This window comes from Microbacterium sp. B24, assembly GCF_000333415.1.
Taxonomy (GTDB): Bacteria; Actinomycetota; Actinomycetes; order Actinomycetales; family Microbacteriaceae; genus Microbacterium.
The window spans coordinates 1-4,525 of record NZ_BADB01000422.1; the positions used below are offsets into that span (position 1 = coordinate 1).

General features: G+C 70.9%; 4 protein-coding genes and 1 pseudogene. 2 read left to right on the top strand and 3 right to left on the bottom strand.

Annotation, left to right across the window (positions count from 1 at the left end; all coding sequences use genetic code 11):
- Both I5I_RS12495 and I5I_RS12500 read right to left on the bottom strand, forming a co-directional pair.
- On the bottom strand, positions 1 to 182 hold a 182-nt coding region (locus tag I5I_RS12495; RefSeq protein ID WP_036320178.1), incomplete at its 3' end, for a histidine phosphatase family protein.
- A 30-nt stretch (positions 183 to 212) separates the two neighbouring features.
- Positions 213 to 1,088: a Sir2 family NAD-dependent protein deacetylase gene (locus I5I_RS12500; RefSeq protein WP_036320182.1), complete on the bottom strand. Its 876-nt coding sequence runs from the start codon at positions 1,086 to 1,088 to the stop codon at positions 213 to 215.
- 107 nt (positions 1,089 to 1,195) lie between these two features.
- On the opposite strand from I5I_RS12500, the gene I5I_RS12505 reads away from it, so the two are divergent.
- Positions 1,196 to 2,002, top strand: coding sequence for a TrmH family RNA methyltransferase (locus tag I5I_RS12505; RefSeq protein WP_036320185.1), 807 nt, complete (start codon positions 1,196 to 1,198; stop codon positions 2,000 to 2,002).
- Here the strand turns inward: I5I_RS12505 and I5I_RS12510 are convergent.
- Entirely contained in the window at positions 1,999 to 2,871 is an 873-nt protein-coding gene (locus tag I5I_RS12510; RefSeq protein WP_036320188.1) for an SGNH/GDSL hydrolase family protein, read from the bottom strand. The two genes, I5I_RS12505 and I5I_RS12510, sit on opposite strands and share 4 nt — an antisense overlap.
- A gap of 95 nt (positions 2,872 to 2,966) precedes the next feature.
- Here I5I_RS12510 and I5I_RS12515 point away from each other — a divergent pair.
- Positions 2,967 to 4,525 (top strand): annotated as a pseudogene (locus I5I_RS12515) (DEAD/DEAH box helicase); the annotation flags it as partial.

The window sequence follows — 4,525 nt, forward strand, 5'->3', positions numbered from 1 at the left end:
CGACGATCGCTCGAGGCGACGACCACGGGCCCGACCGCCGAGAGCTCCTGCTGAAGTCGCTCGGCGACCTCTCGCGCCTGAGCGCGGCCGGTGTCGTTGAGGGGAATGTCGGTGGAGCCCTGGATGCGTCGCATCGCGTTCCAGTCCGTCTCGCCGTGGCGCACGAGGATGAGGGTCGTCACGCTTCGAGCCTAGGCGAGGTCGGCGTGGGTTCAGCGCGCCGCCGGCAGCGCGCGGGCGAACGCGCGCAGCACCTCGGTCGTGCCCGCGTCGATCTTGACCGTCGCCCGCGCATCGCCGCGTGTCTGGCCGCGGTTGACGATCACGACCGGGAGCTTGCGACGTCGGGCGCGCTCGAGCAGTCGGATGCCGGAGTTGACGACGAGAGACGAGCCGGCGATGACGAGGGCCTCGCTGGTCTGTACCAGCTGCTCGGCCTCGGTGAACTTGGCGACGGGGATGTACTCGCCGAAGAAGACGACGTCGGGCTTGAGCATCCCGTGGCACACGCTGCAATTCGGCACGACGAAGCCGTCGCTGGAAGAGGGGAGGACGTCGCCGTCGGGGCCCAGCTCGACCGCGTCCGGCACCGTGATCCAGGGGTTGTCCGCCTCGACGCGCGCCGCCAGGTCGCGGCGATCGAACACCTGCCCGCAGTGCGTGCAGAGCACGCGGCGCATCGTGCCGTGCAGTTCGACGACACGGCGGCTGCCCGCGCGCACGTGCAGGCCGTCCACGTTCTGGGTGATGACCCCGCTCGCGATGCCCCGGCTCTCCAGCTCGGCGAGGGCGACATGGCCGTCGTTCGGCTGCGCGGCGGCGAAAGCCCGCCATCCCAGGTGGCTGCCGACCCAGTAGCGTCGGCGCGAGGAGGCGCTGGAGAGAAACTGCTGCGCCGTCATCGGGGTGCGCGTGGGGGCACCCTTGCCCCGATAGTCGGGAATGCCGGAGTCCGTCGACACACCCGCGCCGGTGAGCACCGCGATCCGCCGCCCGGACAGGGCGTCCAGGGCGCGCTCAACCGCGTCGGCCGCCTGACGGTCGAGGTGCGGCCCGGCCTCGAACGAGTGATCCAGCAGCGTCGACATGGCGTCCTCCCTCCCACACTCCCTCTTCGAGACTACGCGTCCCGCTTTTCGCGGAGGTTACACGCTGGTCCGTCGCCGCGGCGTCCGGGGCGTGCCAGCATGGACGGATGCCTGTGGTGCGCATCGACGATCCTGCCGACGACCGTCTCGCGGACTACCGCGACCTCACCGACGTCGCTCTGCGGCGTGTGCTGGAGCCGGCGGGCGGTCTCTACATCGCCGAGTCGTCGAAGGTGATCGCCCGCGCCGTCGCCGCCGGTCATCGGCCACGATCCGTGCTGGTGCAGCAGAAGTGGCTCGATGACACGGCGCCCTTCGCCGGTGACGCCCCCGTCTACCTGGTCGATGACGACGTGGCCGAGCGTCTCACCGGCTACGCCGTGCACCGCGGAGCTCTCGCGGCGATGCACCGGCCGCCGCTGCCGTCCGTCGGCGAGGTCGTCGCCGGGGCGCGGCTGGTGCTGGTGCTGGAGGACATCGTCGACCACACCAATGTCGGAGCCGCCTTCCGCGCCGCCGCCGGCCTCGGTGCGGACGCCGTCCTGGTCACGCAACGCTGCGCGGACCCTCTGTACCGTCGGAGCGTCCGGGTGAGCATGGGGACGGTCTTCCAGGTGCCGTGGACCCGCCTTCCCGATGACGCGGCCGGGGGATGGGGCGCCGGCCGCGACCTGCTGCACGATGCCGGGCTGCACCTGGCCGCCCTCGCGCTCGCCGACGACGCGGTGGCCCTCGACGCGTTCGCCGCTGCGCGCCCGCCGCAGGTCGCGCTGCTTCTGGGTGCCGAAGGCGACGGGCTGTCGCGTCGGGCGCTGGCCGCGGCCGACACCGTCGTCACGATCCCGATGGCGGGCGGCGTCGACTCGCTGAACGTCGCCGCCGCCGCGGCGGTCGCGCTCTGGGCGTTGCGTTAGGCCTGCCGGTCCGGCCCCGCGGCGCGATCGCGGCCCGGGGCCTCCACCAGGACCGGAAGCGGCTCGGGGCGCTTCGCGGTGATGTTGTCGCCCGAGGACTGATGGCGAAGGCGACGCAGCACCCAGGGAACGAAGTGCGTGCGCGCCCAGACGAGGTCGTTGGTGCGCGCCTCGCGCCAGGTGAGCTGCGGCAGGGGATCGGGCTGCATCGGCTGCAGATCGTTCGGCACGTTGAGCGCGCGCAACACCATGCGGGCGATCTCGTGGTGTCCGAGAGCGTTGTAGTGCAGGCGGTCGTCGTCGAAGAACCGCATGTCTTGAACCTCCTTCAGCGCCCACTGGTCGGCCACGATGCAGTCGTAGCGGTCGGCGATCGCCCGGATGTTCTCGTTGTAGATGGCGACGCGCCCGCGGATGCCGCGGAACACCGGCGTGAACTCGGTGTCCACACCGGTGAAGACGAGAAGCGTCGCACCCTGAGAACTCAGCCGGGCGACGGCATCCTCGAACTGCTGCGCCACGGCGTCCGGGTCTCCATTGGGACGCAGGACGTCGTTTCCGCCGGCGGAGAACGTGATGAGGTCGGGGTTGAGTGCGAGCGCGGGCTCGACCTGATCGGCCATGATCTGCGCGATCAGCTTGCCCCGGACGGCGAGGTTGGCGTAGGCGAAATCGTCCACCTGGGCGGCGAGCACCTCGGCGACGCGGTCGGCCCACCCCCGATGGTCGTCGGCCGTGCCGGGAATGGGGTCGCCGATGCCTTCGGTGAAGGAGTCGCCGATCGAGACCATGCGACGCCAGGGGTGCGCGCTCTCGTTGGGGATGTACGGCGAACGGTGCTCGTCGGGGGTGGCTTCGTTCCTGCGCATGACTCTCCTGACTCGTGGTCTTCTTCGAGGCTACCGGCCAGAGGCCTTCCCGCAGAGAGCCGCCGTGGGGGAGGCGTCGTTTAGGGTGGTCAGTCGTGGACGGGACGGACGAGCGAGGACAGGAGCACTTCGGCAGCTTCGCCGCCGAACACCTTTCGCCCGCCTTCCCGCAGCGCGCCCCCTGGGGAACGGCGCAGAATCTCCGCGCGTGGCAGGCCGAAGCGCTCGAGGCGTACTTCTCCGCCGACGGACCGGACGGCGTGGGTTCCGGCCCGCGCGACTTCCTCGCCGCCGCGACCCCGGGCGCCGGCAAGACGACCTTCGCCCTGCGTCTGGCGAGTGAACTGCTGCGTCGCGGCATCGTGGACCGCCTCGTCGTGGTCGCGCCCACCGAGCACCTGAAGACCCAGTGGGCAGATGCGGCAGCTCGTGTCGGCATCCGACTCGACCCGCGGTTCACCAACCGTCAGAGCGCGCCCGCTCGTCATTTCCACGGCGTCGCCGTCACCTACGCTCAGGTCGCCGTGAAGGCGTCGGTGCATCAACGTCTGACGATGGACGCGCGCACGCTCGTGATCCTCGACGAGGTGCACCACGGCGGTGACGCGCTCAGCTGGGGCGATGCGCTGCGCGAGGCATACGGTCGCGCGACGCGCCGCCTCCTGCTGTCGGGCACACCGTTTCGCAGCGACACGGCACCGATCCCGTTCGTCGAGTACCACCCGAACGAGAAGGGCATCCGCCTCTCGCGCACCGACTACAACTACGGCTACGGGCGCGCGCTCGCGGACGGCGTCGTGCGTCCCGTGCTGTTCCTCGTCTACGCCGGCAAGATGCGCTGGCGCACGAAGGCCGGCGACGAGCTGGAAGCCCACCTCGGTCAGGACAACACCAAGGACGTGACCGCTCAGGCCTGGCGCACCGCCCTCGATCCGGAGGGCGACTGGATCCCCGCGGTGCTGCGCAGCGCCGACCGCCGGCTGAGCGAGGTGCGCCAGGACGTCCCGGATGCCGGGGGACTGGTGATCGCCACGGATCAGACGGCGGCGCGCGCGTACGCCGCGATCCTGCGCGAGATCACCGGCGAGGCGCCGACCGTCGTGCTCTCCGACGACAAGGCCGCCTCGGGCCGCATCGAGACGTTCGGCACGGCGACGACCCGCTGGATGGTGGCCGTGCGCATGGTGTCAGAAGGCGTCGACGTTCCTCGCCTCGCGGTCGGTGTCTATGCCACGAGCGCGTCGACGCCGCTGTTCTTCGCGCAGGCGATCGGCCGCTTCGTGCGGGCCAGGCGCCGGGGCGAGTCGGCATCCGTCTTCCTTCCCAACGTGCCGGTGCTGCTCACGCTCGCCGGGGAGATGGAGCGCGAGCGCGACCACGCTCTCGACCGCGAGGGCGGCGACGACGACGGGCTCGAAGACACTCTGCTCGCCGAGGCGGAGCGCGAAGACAAAGCCTCGGACGAGCTGGAACAGGAGTTCTCCTACCAGGCGCTCGGCTCGGTCGCCCACTTCGACCGTGTGCTCTACGACGGCAAGGAGTTCGGCCAGCTGGCGGTGCCGGGCACCCCGGAGGAGGAGGAGTCCCTGGGGGGTGCCGGGGCTGCTGGAACCCGAGCATGTGCACGAACTTCTCATGCAGCGCCAGTCGCGTC

What these genes read in the sequence shown, in the direction of transcription:
- I5I_RS12505 (WP_036320185.1), top strand. Translation starts at nt 1,196, where the DNA reads ATGCCTGTGGTGCGCATCGACGATCCTGCCGACGACCGTCTCGCGGAC.
- I5I_RS12510 (WP_036320188.1), bottom strand. Translation starts at nt 2,871, where the DNA reads ATGCGCAGGAACGAAGCCACCCCCGACGAGCACCGTTCGCCGTACATC.
- I5I_RS12500 (WP_036320182.1), bottom strand. Translation starts at nt 1,088, where the DNA reads ATGTCGACGCTGCTGGATCACTCGTTCGAGGCCGGGCCGCACCTCGAC.